This window comes from Bacillus sp. FSL R5-0512, assembly GCF_038593295.1.
Taxonomy (GTDB): Bacteria; Bacillota; Bacilli; order Bacillales; family Bacillaceae; genus Bacillus; species Bacillus safensis.
Window position 1 is genome coordinate 1,216,671 of record NZ_CP151982.1, and the last position, 17,706, is coordinate 1,234,376.

The following is a 17,706-nucleotide window of genomic DNA, read 5'->3' on the forward strand; positions in this document are numbered from 1 at the left end:
TCGGTACTCACGAATGTCAAATTCGCTCCGCTCCGATGCTCGTCCTTCCTAGGGCTGCAAAGGTTTTCAGGTCACGCTGAATAGAAGACAAAGGGCTAAAATAAAGATCATTTTAGCTCTTTGTCAACAATATGGGACGCTTTGAACAAAAGCGTCTGTTCCTTTATTTGTTCATGTTATGGAGAAGATGCCCATAGATTGTAAGAAATAAAGAGAAAGAGGGGATTGGCATGAACCAGCTGCCAGCGGCGCTTCAAACAGGGGATACGGTGGGGGTTATCGCACCAGCAAGCCCGCCTGATGAATTGAAATTAGCAAAAGGGATTGCCTTTTTAGAAAGCCTTGGGCTGAAGGTGAAAAAAGGGAAGTATCTTGATTCCCGGTACGGATATTTAGCAGGTCGTGATCATGAAAGAGTGGAAGATCTTCATGGCATGTTTCAAGATCCAGAAGTCAAAGCGGTTATTTGTGCCTGCGGAGGGTACGGAACTGGAAGACTTGCGGAAGTCATTGACTATGATCTCATTCGCCGGAATCCAAAAATCTTTTGGGGTTATAGTGACATTACGTTTTTACATACGGCCATCCAGCAGCAGACGGGTCTTGTGACTTTTCATGGTCCAATGCTTTCCTCTGATGTGGGACTTGAAGAGGTCCATCCGTATACGAAGGATACCTTTTTGCAGCTGTTCACGCCGAAGGCCTTTACGTATTCGCATCACTTGTCACCTCTTCATACCTTCTACCCCGGCACCGCTTCAGGGGACATCATAGGAGGGAATCTTGCCCTCATCGTGACAACACTTGGCACACCTTTTGAAATTGATACGAAGGGAAAGCTGTTGTTCATTGAAGATATTGACGAAGAGCCTTATAAAATCGATCGCATGATGCAGCACCTCACCTCTGCTGGAAAATTGGATGATGCGGCTGGATTCATCATTGGCGATTTTCATCAATGTGAACCAAAAAAGAAAGACCAGTCCTTAACCTTGGAACAGCTGTGGGAAACCTATATTGTGCCGCAAAAGAAACCCGCACTCGGCGGCTTTCGGATCGGTCATTCATCACCGAACTTTGCCATTCCGATGGGCGTGCAGGCTGCACTAGATGCGGCAGGGAAGAAACTGCACATTTCTCCAGGCGTTGCAGCGAAAGAGGCGATTAAATGAAAATTGTGGATGTTCGTACATGCAGAACGAGTGTGCCGCTAAAAAAGCCTTTCAAAACCGCTTTAAGAACGGTGTATGACGCAGCATCTCTGATCGTCATCATCACATATGATCAAGGTGACGTCAGCTACGGAGAGGCAGTTCCCACATCGGTGATTACAGGAGAAACGCTGGAAAGCATCGACTATGCCATCTGTGAAGTGATCAGACCCATTTTGCTAGGGGCTTCCTTGGCAGAGTATGAACAAATCTTTTCTGCTATGAACCGCGTGCTCGCAAGCAACACAAGCGCAAAGGCTGCAATCGATATGGCCATTTATGATGGCTTAGCAAAGCAGTCAGGACTTCCGCTTTATCAATACCTTGGCGGATATCGTCATCATCTCGAAACCGACTATACGGTCAGTGTAAACCGGCCGCTTGAGATGGCGGAAGATGCGAAGCAATACGCAGCCGAAGGCTTTCAGACGTTAAAGGTTAAAGTAGGAAAAGATGATATACACACGGATATTCAGCGGATCAAGCGGATTCGAGAAAAAGTCGGTCCGGATATTCAGATCAGGCTCGACGCCAATCAGGGCTGGACGTGGAAGGAAGCGATCACAGCCATTCGAAAAATGGAAGCGCTGAATATTGAACTAGTAGAACAGCCAGTGCCGAAAGAAGATATTGAAGGTCTGCGCCGTGTGACAGAAGCAACTGAAACACTGATTATGGCAGACGAAAGCATTTTCAGTTTTCATGATGCCATTAGGGTGCTTGAAACGAGAAGCTGCGATCTGATCAATTTAAAATTAATGAAATCAGGCGGCATAAAAGAAGCATTAAAAATCAATGCCCTAGCCGAAGCATACGGTGTTCAGTGCATGGTTGGCAGTATGATTGAGTCAAAGCTTGGCATTACAGCAGCGGCACATTTCGCCGCAAGCCAGCCGAATATCACCCGCTGCGATTTTGATGCCCCGCTTATGCTGAAAGAGGACTTGATAGACGGAGGAATCGTGTACAAAGGAAAAGATATATTTTTACCGCTGCATCATGGGTTAGGCATTCAAGGGGTGAAAGGAGTCTCATGATGATATACGAATCAAAGGTTCCAGTCGCTAACGTATGGACAGCGCCGCATTCGCCGAGAGAAATCGATCAGAAGGTACTTCAGGACTCCATCAACATCAAAGAGTGGATTGACCAGCAAACATATGAAGAAAAGCTGGCTTTATGTGAAGAGAATTTGATTCAATCTCAAGTACTGCTCGGCGGACGAGTGATTGGATTAGAAGAGACAGATGGCTGGATAAAAGTCGTCATACCGCAGCAGGCCAGCCGGAAACATCCAGAAGGCTATCCAGGCTATATACCTGCTGAGCAATTAACGCAAGTAACAGAGGGAAGTGCGTCAGCTGCATCTCTTATCGTTTGTCAGAAAAAAGCCATGTTATATCAAAACGGGAAACCAGATATGGAGATTAGTTTTTTAACAGAGCTGGCAGCAGCCGAAGAAACAGATGATCAATTTCATGTTGTCACCCCAGTAGGAATAAGAGAAATCAACAAAGCGGATGTACGCCCAGGCTCACATGCTTTCTCTATGACAGGCAAAGATGTCGTAGACGCAGGAAAACAATTTATAGGCCTTTCGTATTTATGGGGAGGCATGAGCAGCTTTGGCTATGATTGTTCAGGCTTTGCTTACAGCATGTACAAAGCGTGCGGATATCTTTTGCCGAGAGATGCAAGTGACCAAGCAGTTCAAGGAACGCCGGTTACATCAAGCCATTTAGAACAAGGCGACTTGCTGTTTTTTGCAAATGAAAACGGAAAGGGAGCGGTCCGCCATGTAGGGATCTACGCTGGGGACGGGATGATGCTTCATTCGCCTAAAACCGGCAGACAAATAGAGCTTCTCTCCCTTTCTGGCACTTCATATGAAAAGGAATGGGCAGGTGCAAGGCGGTATTTACCAAGCGAGAGGAGGAGCGATCATGACAGTTGAACCACTCTTACAAGTAAACAACCTTAAAAAACATTTTCATCTATCGAAAGGGAGAACCTTAAAAGCGCTGGATGGTGTCTCTTTTCAGCTGAAACAAGGAGAAACCTTTGGTCTCGTTGGTGAGTCTGGCTGCGGCAAATCCACACTTGGAAAAGTGCTCATGCGTCTTTATGAACCTACAGATGGTGAAGCCTTATATGAAGGGAAAAGTCTTCACCACCTTTCTAAAAAAGAATCATTTGATTTCAACCGGCAAATGCAAATGGTCTTTCAAGATCCGTATTCCTCGTTAAATCCAAGACTGTCAGTAAAAGATATTATGCTGGAGCCAATGGAGATTCATCAGCTTTATGGCAGTCAAAAGAAAAGGATTGCCCGCGTGAAAGAACTGCTTGAAGCGGTAGGATTAAGCTATGATTTTGCTACCCGCTATCCGCACGAATTTAGCGGGGGACAGAGGCAGAGAATCGGCATTGCAAGAGCACTTGCCTTAGCGCCAAAATTTATTGTGGCAGATGAGCCGATTTCTGCACTAGACGTCTCCGTTCAAGCGCAGGTCGTGAATCTACTGAAAAAACTGCAAAAAGAGGAAGGATTAACTTTTCTCTTTATTGCACATGACTTGTCAATGGTGAAATATATTAGCGACCGGATCGGTGTCATGTATTTAGGTCATCTCGTCGAATTGACGACGAGTGATGCATTATATCAAACACCGCTTCACCCATATACACAAGCCTTGCTGTCTGCCATCCCCATTCCAGATCCTGACGTAGAGGACAAGCGCAAAAGGTTTATTTTAAAAGGAGAAATTCCAAGTCCAGTGAACCCGCCAAGCGGCTGTGTATTTCGAACACGATGTCCTGCCGCGATGGATGTGTGTGCTGAAAAAAAGCCGACATTACAAGCGGTGGAAGAAGGACATGAAGTCGCCTGTCATTTATACAATAGAAAATAGGACAAGCCCGATAAAAAGCCAGCAAGTAGACAAACTGTTCTACATGCTGGCTTTTTTAGTGGATGAACGCCGAATAGGCAATGTACAGCATCTGAAAGAACCGCCAGATTTAATAATTTCCGAAAAGTCCACTTTAATAACGGTGTACCCGTGAGCGGTTAATAAAGCATTTGTTTCTTGGTTGCTGGGCAAGCTGATCACTTTTTTCTGCCCAATGGATAAAACATTTGGTCCAAGTGTGAATTGCTCTTGTTCGCTGATTTCAATCAAATCATAATACGTTTTGAGCAGCTGGAGATCCTTTTGCTTGAACGCTTCAGGATAAATGATTATCTCGTCATGAGACAGAATATTCATCACACAATCAAGATGCAAAATGTGAGGAGGAAGGTGAATCGGAATGATGTCATGATCCGGCAGTTCCTTTTTTAGCTGGTAGATAGCGGCTGAACTAGTTCTTTTGCTCGTGCCAACAAACACACGCTTCTGATCCACAAGCACATCGCCGCCTTCAATCGTTCCGTCTGTCAAAGTGACAGCTGACCACCCTTTTGCGTGTGCCCATTCTTTTAGGTATTGTTCTTCCCCTTGCCGAACCGGAGCGGCCATACTTGAAACAAACAGTGTCTGTCCAATCGTAAACCCAATATCCCGAGTGAAGACTTGCTCAGGGAAGCGTTCATTCGCCGGGAGCAGGATAGGCCGTACTTGATGATCTTTAAGGGTTTGGATCAATTGCTTATGCTGAGCGACTGCTTTCATTTGAGAAATATTTTCTTTCGCAAAATGTTTCTGGGTTTCGTTAATAATTTGTTTGATTTCCATATAAATAGGACTGCATAAAAGAACTTCTTCTAAATCGTCGTATTCATTCATGCATTGCGGCATTTTGTATAATTGCTCTGCTCTCATAGAATCCATCAAATGGCCTCCTTGTTCATTCATAGTTCTATTATTCCTTCTTCTAGCCATGGTTGAAACATTTCCGAAAGAAAATCTCTCACATAAGACTAAAGCAAAAAGTTTAGACAAACCTAAAAGAATAGTGTTTAATAAAAGTCGTTCCGCATCCACGAAAACAGCAAGAAGGAGCTATGATGATGAGTGAAGAAAATTTCAAATACTGCAAGGAATCGAAAGTTGTTAAAACCAGCAGGGTATTCCCTCTCGATACGAATAACCACCAAACGTTATTTGGCGGGAAATTAATGAGTTATATAGATGACATTGCCTCCATCTCGGCTGCAAGACACAGCCGCAGTGAAACGGTCACAGCTTCAATGGATTCTGTTGACTTTTTAGAGCCGATTGGACAAAAGGAGTCAGTATGCTTGGAATCCTATGTCACATGGGTGGGCACGTCTTCTATGGAAGTGTTCGTCAAAGTCATTAAAGAAAACTTGATGTCTGGAGAACGCAGACTCGCAGCGACTTCATTTCTGACATTTGTCTCATTAGATGAAAACGGAAAGCCTAAACGAGTCCCGCAGGTGATGCCGGAAACAGAGGAAGAAATCATGCTTCATCAAACAGCGAAGCAGCGGGCAGAGGAAAGAAAAAGCCGCCGAAAGCATAGTAAGGCGCTTGCTGACGCACTTGGGACAGATAAACCTTGGGCGTAAAAATCACCCTTTAAGCGGTGATTTTTTTCTGTGCCAGTATCTTGCATGGCAAGATAGTGTATGGTAAGATGAAGCTATCTTGTGATGCAAGATACTGGAATCGGAGGAACAATCATGACAACATCCACACAAATGCTAAAAGGAATTTTAGAAGGCTGCCTGCTGTCGATTATTTCTGAGGGCGAAATTTATGGGTATGAAATGACGAAGAAGCTCGCGCATTATGGGTTTGATCAAATAAGTGAAGGCAGTATCTATCCGATTTTGCTGCGTATGCAAAAGGAACAGCTGGTGACCACCGTTACAAAAGCGTCAGCGAGCGGTCCGAAAAGGAAATACTATACGCTCACACAAGCGGGAGAACAAGCGCTCACAGAGTTTATTGACCGCTGGAATGAGCTTTCAAAAAATGTAAACCGCTTATTACAAAAAGGGAAGTGAGATTATGGTATCAAAAGAAACAAGACACATTCTACTAGAGCTGCAACTTTATCTCATATCAAAGGGAAAAAATCAGGATGAAATCGATGAGCTGATGGATGAACTGACAGCACATGCGGTTGAGGCTGAAAAAGACGGCAAAACAGGTGAGGATGTGTTCGGAGGAGATCCGCGGAGCTATGCTGATGAACTGGCAAAAGAGCTGTCAGGAAACCATAAAGACTGGGTGCCATTCGTCAGTGCTTTCTTAATTGGATCGCTTTTTTATATGATCTTATCAGATGCAATCAGCCAAAACTTATCCTATTCTTGGTTTGCTTTAATTGGATATCCGCTCGTTTTAGTGGCCAATGTCATCATGATCATTGTGATGTTTAGAGCGTCTGCCTTTCAAACAAGCAGCCGGGTATTTCTTTACTTTTGGATGTTAGGAATCTTTCAGCTGACAGCGATGGTGACAATCAAACTATTGGATCAAAAGGTCGGCACACCACTACTTGTCCTTACTTCTGGCCAGAGGTGGGGCGTCATTCTGCTCATGCTGCTATGCATCGTTGTATTCAATGCAATCTTAAAGGCGAATGTCGTTTCATTGATTCCGATTATCTTTTTCGGACCGCAGCTCATCTTCGAATGGATTGGCTGGACGTCACCAAGTGTGATTTTGCTGCAAAGTCTGCTATCTATTGTGATTTTAATAGGGCTTATGCTCATTGTCCTGCGCCGGGCAAATAAGAAAAATGAAAATACGAATGTAAACTGAGCACATCTCATACGATGTGCTTTTCTTTTTCTAAAAAAATGTAGAAATGGAATTGTGTTTTTCATTACAATGGGGAGAGGACAAAAATGAAAAGGGGTTCTGTTTTTGGATATCGTATGGGGATATGTACTCGTTTTTGTATTGGCTGCTTTGCCTTTTTTTGAGGTGATTGGTGTCGTTCCATTCGCAATCTTAAGTGGGCTGCATCCTGTGACAACGGCTGTAATTGGATTCATCGGCAACTTTCTCACAGTTTTGCTTCTCATTGTGTTTGTGGACCGGTTTAAAGCATGGTGGTTAAAGAGAAAAGAAGAGAAAGGTGATGAAAAAGGCGAGAAAAAGCAGCTGCGGGCGAGAAAAATTTGGGAACGATACGGTCTGCCTGGATTAGCGCTCATTGGTCCTTTTATCATCGGCAGTCATTTAGCGGCCTTGATGTGCATGAGCTTTGGAACGAAAAGAAAGCAAGTCGCGGTGTGGATGACCGTCAGTTTAATGATGTGGACAGCGCTGGCTGCAAGTTTAACCGGTGCGGGCTTCCATTACTTTGCCCCAGATTCAAATGGGTTGTTCGGAGATATTTTTAGCAAGTAAAGAAGGGGGGATCATCAATGACAGTTCAAACAAGAACAGTACTAGAAACAGAGCGCCTTAAACTGAGAACGATGAATGAACATGATGCGTCATTTTTATATGAGGAGTTGTTCCAGGATGAAGAAGTGATGAAGTATTATCCTTCTTTGAAGGATGAACAGCAGACAAAAGAGTGGATTGCATGGAATCAAAAAAATGACCGCATATACCACACCTCTCTATGGATCATTGAAGATAAAGAAACAAATGAACGACTTGGACAAAGCGGAATTGTCCTGCAAAATATCGAAGGACAAACGGAGCTTGAGATCGGCTATATGCTAAAGAAAGCGGCGTGGGGGAATGGCTATGCTGCTGAGGCCGCAAAAGGCTGTCTTACCTATGGATTTGAAAAAATGAAGGTCAGACGGATGGTCAGTTTAATACGTCCAGAGAATGAAGCGTCGGTGAAGGTCGCTTTAAAAATGGGCATGAAAAAAGAAAAAACCATTTCAAAATGGGACCAAATCATTGATGTATACAGCATTACTCGTAACGGAGAAAACGGCTCGCTTACCGATTAAGCAGAGCCGTTTTTTTATGCACGCTGTTCTAACTGAAGCAAATATTTCTTCCGTTCAATCCCCCCGCCATAGCCTCCAAGCTCACCACTTGTTTGAATCACGCGGTGGCAGGGAATGATAATCGCCAATTGATTCGCACCATTTGCATTACCAACGGCACGAACCAAATGCGGATCGCCCAGTTTCGCGGCTAGATCACGATAGGATCTCGTTTCGCCTGCTGGAATGAGTGAAAGCTGCTCCCACACCTTCATTTGAAAAGGGGTGCCATGTAAGGAAAGCGGTACAGTAAACTTGGTCAGCTTTTTCTCAAAATATAAAGCCAATTCCTTTGCTAATTGCTGATGGACGTTTGTTTCTCCAACTAAAATGCGGGCATGATGCTTCTTTCTTAATGTTTCAATTTCTTTTTCGAGTCCCCGCCTGTCCATAAACTCCAGTAAATACACATGTGTGGCATCTGTCACGCTCATCATCCTCCCGATCGGTGTAGAAATAAAATTAGCATAAAGAATGTGAATCTGCGTTTTTTTAGGGGGATTTCCCATGATTTTCGTAAATGCATCATTGAAGGCGCTTGAAGATTCATAGCCGAAAGTGACCTGCTGATCGATTACTTTTTTTCCGTTCAAAATTTCTTTAAAGGCAAGTCCCATTCGGCGTGATCTTGCATATTGAACAAAGGTCATGCCGTAAATGTCTTTAAATTTTCTTCGAGCTGTGGCAGAGTGAATCCCTAATTGGCGGAAGTCCTCTTCCTTCCAGCGTTTCTCAGGATTTTTTTCTACTGCTGAAACGAGTGTTTTGACTTCTTCAGGAATGCTGTTCGGGTATGTTAATGGTGTGCAGCGCTTGCAAGGGCGATACCCTGCCAGCAGTGCTTCCTCCGCTGTAAAGAAAAACTCACAGTTTTCAAATTTTGGTTTTCTGGCCGTACATGTGGCATGACAGAAGATGCCGGTTGTCTTAATACAGGCAAAGAATGTGCCGTCATATTGCGGATTCTTGTCAACAAGTGCTTGATAAAATTCATGTTTTTGTTCATCGGTCATCATCATATGAATCCACCTCTTGATTTTTTATAAAATGTTTTTCAGCATTATTTGGAGTACAACGGATGATCTGTAAATGCATCATCCTAAAGTTGAACGTTCATCACATCAATCTGATTTTATTATATCAGCGGTGTGATCGTTGCTGTACCCGGAATAGATCCTTCTCCCTCGTATAACAATCAAGCATCATAAACGTGTCAATCTCCTTCTTTTCTCATTTTTCACTTAATGTTTTAGTTCATATATTTTAGCTGCTTCTGTTTCATTTCTTCATAAAATGCTTCAACTTCTTGTTCGTAAAGTACGGTCTCCATGTCCTTGTATTTACGCTTGATCGTCAATGTCATAAAAAATAAATCAATTGTCATATACGCTCGTTTCCCTTCAGTTCGCAGCACGCGAAACAGCCCGCAGATCTTCTTTATCAGTTGACCTGTTTCTAACCCTTAGTATACGGCGGTCCCATAAAATTTCTTTCGAAAAATGAACAAGTATATTTGCGTGTGGCAAGCAAAGCGGTAGACCGGTATTTCGGGGTGTGATACAATTTTGACACACAGAATCTGCTTTAAGTCAGATCTGCTTATTAAGAATTGGTTTTCTAGGGTTCCGTGCGGGTGGCGCAGTCTGGACCGAGAGAAAACACATAAGGTCTACACAATAGACCGTATGTACACGGAGGGATAAAAGCCCGGGAGATTTGATCAAACGATCGATTTCCGGGCTTTTTTTGTTGGTTGGAATCGTTCAGAAAGGAAGGGATTAGATGAAATGGGGAAATGTCTTTATTGCGGCGATCTTTGAAGTCGGCTGGGTGATGGGGTTGAAATATGCTGACTCTTTATTGGAGTGGGCCGCAACCATCGTTTGTATTGTCGTCAGCTTTTATTTACTCCTGAAAGCCACGACTGTACTGCCAGTTGGCACACTTTACGCCGTTTTCACCGGACTTGGGACAGCAGGTACTGTCATAGTAGGTATGGTAATGGGTGAGCCGGTACAGCTAGTGAAATTACTTTTAATCATGGTGCTTTTAAGCGGTGTATTAGGGCTCAAACTGACCACGGGTGAAAAGAAAGGGGAGACTGAATCATGAGCTGGCTTTTACTTATTGGTGCAGGCATTTTAGAAATGCTTTGTGTCACCATGATGAATCAATTCCAGAAAGACCGGCATGTCAAATGGATTTTATTCATTGCAGTTGGATTTTCGCTGTCCTTTCTCATGCTCTCTCTTGCGATGAATACAATTCCGATGGGAACGGCATACGCCATTTGGACTGGCATTGGAGCTGCTGGAGGAGCCATTGTCGGCATGCTGTTTTACGGTGAGTCGAAGGACGCAAAACGTATTTTCTTTATCGCACTGATTTTATCTGCGGCGGTCGGGTTAAAAATCATTGAATAAGAAAAGGGTGGCGTCTGTCTGCCAGCCTCTCCATGTAGACAAACCCTCGCATTCTTTGTCAGGGCTGCAAAGGTTTTCTATCACGCGTTAAAAGTAGAAAAAGGGCTCAAATAAAAATCATTTGAGCCCTTTTTTGTTACATCGAATGATGATTGGAATCGTTTTCATTTTTGCGGTAAAGCTGACTCACTAGAAGAAAACAGACACCAAATGTGAGTAAAGGAATGAGTCTCTCACCGGCCATAAAAAGATAAATACCTGTGATCAGACATACGATGCCGAGCCAAAAGCTCACTTTACCAAACAAAGTCATGCTTTTCATCTCCATCACTCCTTTTGTGATAAAAGGTCTACTCATATTATATCACGCTAGGTGCGAAATTGAATGAATATTCAATAAAAAATAGACTCTTCATTGCTTTTTCTCTTTCCAGTCCAGTATAATATTTCATTAGAATGAAAACGTAAATGAGGTCATGATACATGAGAACATTGATTACAGAGAAACTTGAATTACACAGACAAAAGCACGAGCAAAAAGGCAGATTACTTGTCAGCTGCCCGGATCAGCCTGGTATTGTATCAGCTGTTTCTTCCTTTTTATTTGAGCACGGAGCGAACATCATTGAATCCAGCCAATACACAACCGATCATGAAAGCGGCCGGTTCTTTTTAAGAATTGAATTTGATTGGAAAGACATCTCGGCGAATATGGATCAATTGAAAAATAGCTTTGAGCCAATCGCAGCATCATTTCAAATGACGTGGAGCATGTCGCGTGCAAGTGAGCTGAAAAAGCTGGCAATCTTTGTCTCAAAAGAGCTACATTGTCTGCATGAGCTTCTATGGGAATGGCAAAGCGGAAATTTAATGGCTGAAATCGCAGTTGTGATCAGCAATCATGAAACGGCAAAAGATACAGTAGAAGCACTCGGAATTCCATTCCATTTTGTAAAGGCGAATAAAGATATCCGCAAAGAAGCTGAAAAAGAGCAGCTCGCCTTATTAGAAAAGTACGACATTGATGCGGTTGTGCTTGCCAGATACATGCAAATTTTAACGCCTGGATTCATTGAAGAGCATCCGAACAAAATCATTAATATTCATCATTCCTTCCTGCCAGCATTTATTGGTGCAAACCCATACAAGCGGGCATATGAGCGGGGAGTCAAATTAATTGGTGCGACTTCTCATTATGTCACCAATGATTTAGATGAAGGACCGATCATTGAACAGGATATTGAGCGTGTAGATCACCGGGATGATGCGGAGGCCCTGAAAAATATTGGCCGGACAATTGAGCGCAGTGTGCTTGCACGTGCTGTCAAATGGCACCTTGAAGATCGCATTATTGTTCATGAGAATAAAACGATTGTCTTTAATTGACCGCTTGACTTTTCTTTAGCAATTGGTGATAATATAAAAAAATTAACGAGCGTTGAAAAGGAATAGTAAGCAGGAACTGATGCGTAAAGAGAGCAAATGATGTGCTGAAACATTTGCCGCAGACAGCTGCTGAACCTGCCCTTTGAGCCTTAGAGGAAAAATCTAAGCGCGTGCCTGGCGTTACAGGAGTTGAGTGGAATAAGCAGATCGCATGCTTATTCAACGAAGGTGGTACCACGGAAAATCCCTTTTCGTCCTTTACATAAGGAGAAAAAGGGATTTTTTTGTGCCTAAAGGTATAGCGGAGGGAATCAAGGATGAAAAAGCAAAGGATCGTCATAAAAATTGGCAGCAGTTCATTAACAGAGCAAAAAGGAGCCATTGATGAACAAAAGATGCGGGATCATGTAAGAGCCATCGCAAAGCTCAAAGAAGCAGGTCATGAAATCATTTTAATTTCGTCAGGAGCCGTTGCAGCAGGATTTGGCAGCTTAGGCTATCCATCAAGACCTGTGACCTTAAAGGGGAAACAGGCAGCTGCCGCCGTTGGTCAGGGCTTGTTAATGCAGAAATATACAGAGCTTTTTTCACAGTTTCACATGACACCTGCTCAAATGCTTTTAACACGTAATGACTTTTCAGATCGAACAAGATATCGAAATGCTTACGCAACGATGATGGAGCTGCTGGAAAGAAAGATTTTGCCGATCATAAATGAAAATGATTCAGTCTCCATCGAGGAGCTTACCTTTGGGGATAATGACATGCTGTCAGCTCTTGTCAGTGGATTAATCCATGCAGACCAATTGATTATATTAACAGACATCAATGGCATTTATGATGCAAATCCAAATGAGCATCCTGAGGCGAAGCGGTTTGATGTCCTGACCCACATTTCAGAAGAATTGTTTTCATATGCAAAGAGCACCGGTTCAAAGGTTGGAACAGGCGGAATGAAATCGAAGCTGTCTGCTGCACAAACGGCACTTTCACTTGGCGTGAAAGTCTTCATTGGCACAGGCACTGGGGAAGACAAACTGCTTCGCATTCTTGCGGGGCAAGGCGATGGAACGTATATCGGTGAACAGGATTTATCAGCCGTGAACAACCGTCGTCAATGGATTCAATTCCACTCACCGGTCTCTGGAAAGATCATGATTGATGCAGGAGCAGAAGCGGCGATTTTGCATAATGGCAGAAGCCTTCTTCCGGCAGGAGTCATTGATGTCGCTGGTGACTTTTCTAAAGGAGAAGTCGTAGAAGTCGTCGGTCCAAACGGATTAGTTGGTAAGGGACAAACCTTGTACGCCTCCGATGAGCTTCTCGGCATTAAAGGAATGCGAAGTGACGAGCTTTCAAAAGAGAAGCCTGAGGTCATACACCGAGATCATTGGGTACAGCATGTACAAAACTGAGGAGGGAATACGATGAATGAAGTTTTTGAAAAAGCAAAAAAAGCAAGTGCAGCCAAAGATCAGCTGCTTCTAAAAACGACGGAACAAAAAAATGCTGCCCTGCACGCCATCGCGAGTGCACTAAAAGCATCTTCAGCTTATTTAATAGAGGAGAACCTAAAGGATGTTCAGGCTGCTGAGGAAAAGCAGTTCACGCCATCTGTCATTGACAGGATCACACTCACGGAAGAGAGAATTGAAGCCATTGCAGACGCGACCCTTCAACTCATTCAGCTAATAGACCCAATTGGTGAAACGTTAGAAACCATTCAAAAAGAAAACGGTCTGCTCATCGAAAAGGTCCGTGTACCGCTTGGAACGGTTGGAATGATTTATGAAGCAAGACCAAACGTGACAGTCGATGCTGCGACCCTTTGCTTGAAAACTGGAAATGCTGTGATTCTGCGCGGAAGCTCATCTGCTATTCATAGTAATAAGGCAATTGTAAAGGTGATTCATGAAGCGCTTCATACGACGGATATTCCAGTAGACAGTGTGCAATTGATTGAAGATACTGGCCGTGAAACGGCGAAAACGCTGTTCACCTTAAATGAATACCTGGATGTCCTCATTCCGCGCGGCGGGAAGAATTTAATTGATCTTGTCGTGAGAGAGTCAACTGTGCCGGTGCTTGAGACAGGTGCAGGAAATTGTCATATCTATATTGATGAAACAGCAAAAAACGAAATGGCTGAGCGGATTGTGCTGAATGCCAAAACCCAGAGACCATCTGTTTGTAATGCGATCGAGAGCATTGTCATTCATGAAACATGGGCAAAAACATACGGTGCTTCGTTATTTGAAGCCCTTCAATCAAATGGGGTAGAAATACGCGGTGATGAAGCCGTTTGCGCGCTTGCTCCTAGTGCTGCATTAGCGACAGCAGAGGACTATGCAACGGAGTTTTTAGCACCGATCGTCAGTATTAAAATTGTAGAAAACATAGAACAAGCGATTCAGCATATTCAAACATATAGCTCTAAGCACTCTGAAGCGATCATTACGGAAAACGATGAGCATGCAGCCCTTTTCTTAACAGCTGTCGATGCTGCCGCTGTTTATCATAATGCCTCTACTCGTTTCACAGATGGCTTTGAGTTTGGCTATGGAGCGGAAATAGGAATTAGTACGCAAAAACTTCATGCAAGAGGGCCAATGGGTCTGTCAGCCTTAACGTCTGAAAAATTTGTCATTCGTGGTCAAGGACAAATAAGAGAATAACGAATTTAAAAGAGAGTCTTGTGACAACAGGCTCTCTTTTTCCTTTCATTTTTGTATTTCTCCGGTCAAGTATGATAAAATATGGTAATGTTTTATATTTTGAGAAGATTGGAGAAGGCAACGTATGGCGAAAATCATTCCCTCTTCGGATATTGGAGTGAAAATCAACAAGTGGTATGAATTAATCCGCAGATTTGATTCAGAACAAGCAGAACAGTTAAAACAGGAAATTCGCACCTCTCTTGATTCAATGGAAGAAGATCAGAATTTGCTTCTCTATTTTTCTTTAATGGAATTTAGGCATGAGGTCATGCTCGATTATTTAAAGCCATTAAAGGAAGGAAAGCTTCGCGCCAACTTTTCCGAGCTTTCGAAAGAAATAGATGAGCATCAAACGCATGTTACAGGCATGCTTGAATACTACTATCATTTTTTTAGAGGCATGTATGAATTCGGGCGGAGGGAGTATATTGCTGCCATATCGTCTTATCAAAAGGCAGAGCACAAGCTTTCTTTTGTATCAGATGATATTGAACGTGCGGAATTTCATTTTAAAATGTCAGAAATATATTATCACATGAAACAAACACATATCTCGATGCACCATGCTAAACTAGCGCTGGATGTTTATGTTCAGCATGAACTGTATGCGCTTCGCACAATTCAGTGTGAATTTATTGTGGCAGGTAACTACGATGATATGAGAAGGCATGAAAAAGCATTACCACATCTCGAAAGAGCACTTGCGAGATCAAGAGAGTTTCAGAATGTGCGTTTTATTGCCTCCTCTTTGTTTAATATGGGCAACAGTTATTACCGAATGGGAGACTTGACCCGCGCACTCGAATTAATGAAAGAATCCATCTCGTTATTTGATCAAAATCAATCCGATCATCTTCGTCGATCTATAGACCCTCTTTATACAGCCGCTCAGATATTATACAAACAAGGAAAACACGAAGAAGCATTACACTACAGAGAAGAATGTATGAAGCGAGCAGAAGCTCTTCAAGATGACATTCATCTTCAGAAAACCATATTTCTAGAAGCATTGTATTTAAGACAAGATGCTGAGCATATCAAACGAATTTTCCATTTTTTAGAGTCTGTCTATGCATATCCAGATATAGAGGAGCTGGCATTAGATACCGCAAAGTATTATAATGAAATGGGGGATTATGAAAAATCTTCCATGTTCTATGGGGAAGCGGAACATGCTCGAATCTATATTCAGAGAGGGGATTGTTTATATGAATTTTAAAAAATGGGCAGTCGTCTGTACAAGCATCACCATTATGGCATTGTGGCTGGCAGCAGCAAATGCCGACCCAGATAACAGAAACCATACGCTGGAACAACCGAATCCGCAGCATGATACGATTTAAAGCCCTTGTTAAAGGGCTTTTTTTACTGCCTAAACACCATTCTGCGGGACATGCTCATAAAAAGGAAACGAGGAGGAAAACTTAAAAAAGAGTATTTATTGATTGACTCTACAATTTAAATTGTGTACAATTCAATTGTAGAAAATATTATTGGAGAGAAAGAGGGTTATATTCATGTCAGACGTTTTATTTACAGCAACGGTATCAGCTGTCGGAGGAAGAGAAGGTAAGGTTGTTTCAACAGATGGTGTACTTGAGCATGATGTAGCAATGCCTGGAACACCAAGAGCAAAAAAAATTGAAAAAGCAACAAATCCAGAGCAATTATTCGCAGCAGGCTACTCTGCATGTTTTGATTCAGCCCTTCAAATGGTAGCAAGACAAGAGCGTATCCGTTTTGAAAGTGAAGTAACAGCACATGTCAGCTTATTAAAAGACAGTTCAGATGGCGGCTTCAAACTAGGTGTTCAATTAGAAGTAAAGGGAACTGGAATTGAGCAGTCTGCATTAGAAGAACTTGTTCATAAAGCGCACGGCGTATGCCCATATTCAAAAGCAACTCAAGGAAACATCGAAGTAGAACTAGTAGCTGTCGCACAATAATAGATATGAATAAAAGGCTGAGGGAACATTCCCTCAGCCTTTTGATTGTGTTAAATTTTGCAAAAGCTCATGTAAAGAGGCACGCAGTGTTTTTAGCTCTTCTTCCGATCTTCCTGTCCCAGTCAGCATGTGAGACGGAATCGCAGTGGCCTTTTCTTTTAGCTGCTCTCCATATTCCGTTAAACGAATTTGCACAGACCGCTCATCCTCTTTCGAACGTTCTCGGATAATGAGTCCGTTTTGCTCCATTCGTTTCAGCATGGGCGTGAGTGTACCGGAGTCTAAATAGAGAAGCTCTCCCATCGTTTTCACATTTAATGTTCCATGCTCCCACAATAAAAGCAGTGCTAAATATTGCGGATACGTAATGTTTAATTCTTCTAACAACGGTTTATACTGCTTCGTCATCTCTCGTGAACTTGCATATAACAAGAAACAAAGCTGGTTTTCCAGCTTCATATGTTCAAATTCATTTGTCATGTCAGTCACCAACTATTTTTTGTCATACTTATCATTGTATAAGATTTTCTTCCTTTTTAAAATAAATACAGACGAAAAATGAAAAATTCTTCAATGTGCCATAAATGTTTGAGAAATGAAGAGAACGTGAAAAGGATGAATAGATGAAGGAGGAGATGAAGATGAAACCATTATTCACAGCAAAAGTAAAGGCGCAGCATGGAAGAGCTGGACATGTTCGTTCAGAGGATGGTGTGCTCGATCATAACATTGTCATGCCTAACGCTAAGAAAGATGGAGAGACTGGTACAAACCCAGAGCAATTATTTGCAGCAGGCTATGCAGCTTGTTTCGGAGGAGCACTTGAGCAGGTAGCCAAGAAGCAAGGGATAGAAATAGAATCGGAAGTAGAAGGACATGTCAGTCTTTTAAAAGATGAAAGTGACGGCGGCTTTAAGCTTGGCGTAAAGCTAATTGTATCTGCGAAAGGTCATGATCATGACAAAGTGAAAGAGCTTGTCCATGCTGCACATGAATTCTGTCCATATTCAAAAGCAACAAGAGGGAACATTGAAGTAGAACTTGAAGTGACTGAATAAAAAAGTTTTCTATCACGCTGAAAAGAGAAAC

At 42.7% G+C, this 17,706-nt stretch carries 23 protein-coding genes, 1 riboswitch and 1 other annotated feature; of the genes, 18 read left to right on the forward strand and 5 right to left on the reverse strand.

All coding sequences use genetic code 11. From position 1 onward, the window contains the following. Positions 1-230 precede the first annotated feature (230 nt). From NSQ25_RS06145 to NSQ25_RS06160, 4 genes are read left to right on the forward strand one after another with little or no spacing between them, the layout of a single operon-like run. Positions 231-1,172: an LD-carboxypeptidase gene (locus tag NSQ25_RS06145; protein ID WP_034281493.1), complete on the forward strand. Its 942-nt coding sequence runs from the start codon at positions 231-233 to the stop codon at positions 1,170-1,172. Continuing rightward, positions 1,169-2,248 carry a dipeptide epimerase gene (locus tag NSQ25_RS06150; protein WP_326136534.1) on the forward strand — a complete coding sequence of 360 codons (1,080 nt, stop codon included), beginning with the start codon at positions 1,169-1,171 and terminating at the stop codon, positions 2,246-2,248. Before NSQ25_RS06145 ends, NSQ25_RS06150 begins: the two co-directional genes overlap by 4 nt. Beyond that, positions 2,248-3,165 (forward strand): NlpC/P60 family protein, encoded by a 918-nt coding sequence (locus NSQ25_RS06155; protein WP_326136533.1) that lies wholly within the window; start codon positions 2,248-2,250, stop codon positions 3,163-3,165. Before NSQ25_RS06150 ends, NSQ25_RS06155 begins: the two co-directional genes overlap by 1 nt. After that, positions 3,155-4,123: an oligopeptide/dipeptide ABC transporter ATP-binding protein gene (locus NSQ25_RS06160; protein WP_041116397.1), complete on the forward strand. Its 969-nt coding sequence runs from the start codon at positions 3,155-3,157 to the stop codon at positions 4,121-4,123. The genes NSQ25_RS06155 and NSQ25_RS06160 overlap by 11 nt, the downstream gene beginning before the upstream one ends. 39 nt (positions 4,124-4,162) lie before the next feature. Here NSQ25_RS06160 and NSQ25_RS06165 read toward each other — a convergent pair whose 3' ends face one another. Continuing rightward, positions 4,163-5,044 (reverse strand): dimethylarginine dimethylaminohydrolase family protein, encoded by an 882-nt coding sequence (locus tag NSQ25_RS06165; RefSeq protein ID WP_326136531.1) that lies wholly within the window; start codon positions 5,042-5,044, stop codon positions 4,163-4,165. Between the two features lie 179 nt (positions 5,045-5,223). Here NSQ25_RS06165 and NSQ25_RS06170 point away from each other — a divergent pair, with 179 nt between their 5' ends. The 5 genes from NSQ25_RS06170 (at position 5,224) to NSQ25_RS06190 (ending at position 8,106) form a co-directional block, all read left to right on the forward strand. Further along, positions 5,224-5,745: an acyl-CoA thioesterase gene (locus NSQ25_RS06170; protein ID WP_008346212.1), complete on the forward strand. Its 522-nt coding sequence runs from the start codon at positions 5,224-5,226 to the stop codon at positions 5,743-5,745. 114 nt (positions 5,746-5,859) lie between these two features. Beyond that, positions 5,860-6,186, forward strand: a complete 327-nt coding sequence (locus NSQ25_RS06175) for a PadR family transcriptional regulator (RefSeq protein WP_034281498.1) — start codon at positions 5,860-5,862, stop codon at positions 6,184-6,186. Between the two features lie 4 nt (positions 6,187-6,190). Continuing rightward, positions 6,191-6,949, forward strand: coding sequence for an NADH dehydrogenase (locus tag NSQ25_RS06180; protein WP_046310720.1), 759 nt, complete (start codon positions 6,191-6,193; stop codon positions 6,947-6,949). Between the two features lie 105 nt (positions 6,950-7,054). Beyond that, complete coding sequence (locus NSQ25_RS06185) at positions 7,055-7,543, forward strand: small multi-drug export protein (protein ID WP_025092307.1); 489 nt, start codon at positions 7,055-7,057, stop codon at positions 7,541-7,543. Positions 7,544-7,560: 17 nt separating this feature from the next. Continuing rightward, positions 7,561-8,106 carry a GNAT family N-acetyltransferase gene (locus NSQ25_RS06190; RefSeq protein ID WP_326136530.1) on the forward strand — a complete coding sequence of 182 codons (546 nt, stop codon included), beginning with the start codon at positions 7,561-7,563 and terminating at the stop codon, positions 8,104-8,106. Positions 8,107-8,120: 14 nt separating this feature from the next. Here NSQ25_RS06190 and NSQ25_RS06195 read toward each other — a convergent pair whose 3' ends face one another. Further along, on the reverse strand, positions 8,121-9,164 hold the full coding sequence (locus NSQ25_RS06195; protein ID WP_326136529.1) for a trifunctional transcriptional activator/DNA repair protein Ada/methylated-DNA--[protein]-cysteine S-methyltransferase: 1,044 nt from the start codon (positions 9,162-9,164) through the stop codon (positions 8,121-8,123). 230 nt (positions 9,165-9,394) lie between these two features. Then, a complete protein-coding gene (locus NSQ25_RS06200; RefSeq protein WP_211043014.1) occupies positions 9,395-9,529 on the reverse strand; it encodes a YrzI family small protein in 135 nt (44 codons plus the stop codon). Positions 9,530-9,751: 222 nt separating this feature from the next. Beyond that, a riboswitch (guanidine-I (ykkC/yxkD leader) is annotated at positions 9,752-9,861 on the forward strand. Between the two features lie 66 nt (positions 9,862-9,927). Between NSQ25_RS06200 and NSQ25_RS06205 the strand changes: the two genes are divergently transcribed. Both NSQ25_RS06205 and NSQ25_RS06210 read left to right on the forward strand, forming a co-directional pair. Further along, complete coding sequence (locus NSQ25_RS06205) at positions 9,928-10,257, forward strand: multidrug efflux SMR transporter (protein ID WP_041116412.1); 330 nt, start codon at positions 9,928-9,930, stop codon at positions 10,255-10,257. Next, on the forward strand, positions 10,254-10,568 hold the full coding sequence (locus NSQ25_RS06210) for a multidrug efflux SMR transporter (protein WP_326136528.1): 315 nt from the start codon (positions 10,254-10,256) through the stop codon (positions 10,566-10,568). The genes NSQ25_RS06205 and NSQ25_RS06210 overlap by 4 nt, the downstream gene beginning before the upstream one ends. Before the next feature lie 136 nt (positions 10,569-10,704). Here the strand turns inward: NSQ25_RS06210 and NSQ25_RS06215 are convergent, their stop codons facing one another. After that, positions 10,705-10,890 (reverse strand): hypothetical protein, encoded by a 186-nt coding sequence (locus NSQ25_RS06215; RefSeq protein ID WP_024424637.1) that lies wholly within the window; start codon positions 10,888-10,890, stop codon positions 10,705-10,707. A gap of 161 nt (positions 10,891-11,051) precedes the next feature. Between NSQ25_RS06215 and purU the strand changes: the two genes are divergently transcribed. From purU to NSQ25_RS06245, 6 genes are all read left to right on the forward strand, one after another. Continuing rightward, on the forward strand, positions 11,052-11,954 hold the full coding sequence (purU, locus tag NSQ25_RS06220; RefSeq protein ID WP_034281504.1) for a formyltetrahydrofolate deformylase: 903 nt from the start codon (positions 11,052-11,054) through the stop codon (positions 11,952-11,954). Between the two features lie 43 nt (positions 11,955-11,997). Next, positions 11,998-12,216 (forward strand) — a binding site (T-box leader). 55 nt (positions 12,217-12,271) lie between these two features. After that, positions 12,272-13,369: a glutamate 5-kinase gene (gene proB, locus NSQ25_RS06225; RefSeq protein WP_034281505.1), complete on the forward strand. Its 1,098-nt coding sequence runs from the start codon at positions 12,272-12,274 to the stop codon at positions 13,367-13,369. Positions 13,370-13,381: 12 nt separating this feature from the next. Further along, a complete protein-coding gene (locus NSQ25_RS06230; protein ID WP_326136527.1) occupies positions 13,382-14,629 on the forward strand; it encodes a glutamate-5-semialdehyde dehydrogenase in 1,248 nt (415 codons plus the stop codon). Positions 14,630-14,753: 124 nt separating this feature from the next. After that, positions 14,754-15,890, forward strand: a complete 1,137-nt coding sequence (locus NSQ25_RS06235) for a Rap family tetratricopeptide repeat protein (protein WP_034281507.1) — start codon at positions 14,754-14,756, stop codon at positions 15,888-15,890. Beyond that, a complete protein-coding gene (locus NSQ25_RS06240; protein WP_024424642.1) occupies positions 15,880-16,014 on the forward strand; it encodes a hypothetical protein in 135 nt (44 codons plus the stop codon). The genes NSQ25_RS06235 and NSQ25_RS06240 overlap by 11 nt, the downstream gene beginning before the upstream one ends. A 174-nt stretch (positions 16,015-16,188) precedes the next feature. Further along, on the forward strand, positions 16,189-16,617 hold the full coding sequence (locus NSQ25_RS06245; protein ID WP_041116420.1) for an organic hydroperoxide resistance protein: 429 nt from the start codon (positions 16,189-16,191) through the stop codon (positions 16,615-16,617). Positions 16,618-16,650: 33 nt separating this feature from the next. Here NSQ25_RS06245 and NSQ25_RS06250 read toward each other — a convergent pair whose 3' ends face one another. Then, positions 16,651-17,097 (reverse strand): MarR family transcriptional regulator, encoded by a 447-nt coding sequence (locus tag NSQ25_RS06250; protein WP_024424644.1) that lies wholly within the window; start codon positions 17,095-17,097, stop codon positions 16,651-16,653. A gap of 161 nt (positions 17,098-17,258) precedes the next feature. Between NSQ25_RS06250 and NSQ25_RS06255 the strand changes: the two genes are divergently transcribed. Continuing rightward, positions 17,259-17,675, forward strand: coding sequence for an organic hydroperoxide resistance protein (locus NSQ25_RS06255; protein ID WP_046310733.1), 417 nt, complete (start codon positions 17,259-17,261; stop codon positions 17,673-17,675). Positions 17,676-17,706: the final 31 nt, after the last annotated feature.